Origin of the sequence: Bradyrhizobium sp. LA6.8 (genome assembly GCF_040547935.1) — a bacterium.
Lineage (GTDB): Bacteria > Pseudomonadota > Alphaproteobacteria > Rhizobiales > Xanthobacteraceae > Bradyrhizobium > Bradyrhizobium barranii.
In genome coordinates this window covers 1-1433 of the sequence record NZ_JBEPQQ010000024.1, presented here as the reverse complement: position 1 = coordinate 1433, position 1433 = coordinate 1, and the positions used below count along the sequence as shown (strand labels likewise).

1 protein-coding gene and 1 pseudogene are annotated in these 1433 nt (G+C 61.8%); both read left to right on the top strand.

Going from position 1 to position 1433, the window contains the following annotated elements:
• A pseudogene (locus tag ABIA90_RS45565) lies at window positions 1-559 on the top strand (Mu transposase domain-containing protein); the annotation flags it as partial.
• 8 nt (window positions 560-567) lie between these two features.
• Window positions 568-1431, top strand: a complete 864-nt coding sequence (istB, locus tag ABIA90_RS45560) for an IS21-like element helper ATPase IstB (RefSeq protein WP_354122414.1) — start codon at window positions 568-570, stop codon at window positions 1429-1431.
• Window positions 1432-1433 lie beyond the last annotated feature (2 nt).

Genomic DNA, 1433 nt, shown 5'->3' with positions numbered 1-1433 from the left:
CGGCTTCCATGCGGTGACGGCATCAGTCTCGAAGACCTGCCTGGTGCGCTTCGACAACAACAAGTACTCGGTCGCAGCCAGCGCAGTCGGACGACCGGTCGAGGTTCAAGCCTATGCCGATCGCATCGTGATCCGTCAGGACGGACGCATCATTGCCGAGCACCCGCGATCCTTTGGCCGCGGCGATACCGTCTACGACCCCTGGCATTATGTGCCGGTGCTCGCCCGTAAACCCGGCGCCTTGCGCAACGGTGCTCCCTTCAAAGACTGGGTGCTGCCGGCCGCGATGGAGCGGATCCGGCGCAAGCTGGCCAGCACCGACGATGGCAATCGGCAGATGGTCGACATCCTCAACGCGGTGCTGACTGACGGTCTGTCCGCCGTGGAAGCGGCCTGTGCCGAAGCGCTCAGTCACAGCGTCCATTCCGCCGATGTCGTTCTCAATATCCTGGCCCGTCAACGTGAACCCGCCCCACCGGCCAACATCATGACGCCGGCCGCACTGACGCTCCGTCATGCACCGATCGCCGATTGTGCCCGTTACGACAACCTCCGGAGGACCATCTGATGGAACGAACCCAAATCTTCGATCTTATGGGCGAACTCAAGCTCTACGGCATGAAGGCCGCCTTCGACGAGATCATGGCAACTGCCGTCAAGCGCCAGCACGAACCTCAGCGCATTGTCGGCGACCTGCTCAACGCCGAGATCAACGAGAAGCAAGCCAGGTCGATCAAATACCAGCTCACCATTGCCAAGCTGCCGCTCGCCAAGGACATCGCCGACTTCCAGTTCGACGGCACGCCGATCAATCAGACTCTCGTCAATGATCTCGCTGGCGGCGGCTTCATCGCCCAACAACGCAACGTCGTGCTGGTTGGCGGCACCGGTACAGGCAAAACACACCTCGCCATTGCCATCGCCAGAAGTTGCATCCGCGATGGCGCCAGAGGACGCTTCTACCACGTCGTCGACCTCGTCAACCGGCTCGAGACCGAGACCCGCAACGGTCGACAGGGACGGCTCGCCGAGCATCTGACCCGCATGGACTTCATCGTTCTCGACGAGCTGGGCTATCTGCCGTTCGCGCAATCCGGCGGTCAGCTCCTGTTCCATCTCATCAGCCGGCTCTACGAGCGCACCTCCATCATTGTCACCACCAATCTTGCGTTCGGCGAATGGCCGAGCGTGTTCGGCGATGCCAAAATGACCACCGCGCTACTCGACCGATTGACCCATCACTGCGACATCGTCGAAACCGGCAACGACAGCTGGCGATTCAAAAGCCGCGACGATGTTCAAACAACCCGCGCTCGCGCCGTCTCCGCAACCCCGACCAGCTCCGACGACCCGAGCGCTACCAGCAGAGCACGCCGATCAAAGGGGTCCCTTTTGGATGCCGCTAGGGGGTCCCAGTCGAACGCCGATTGACA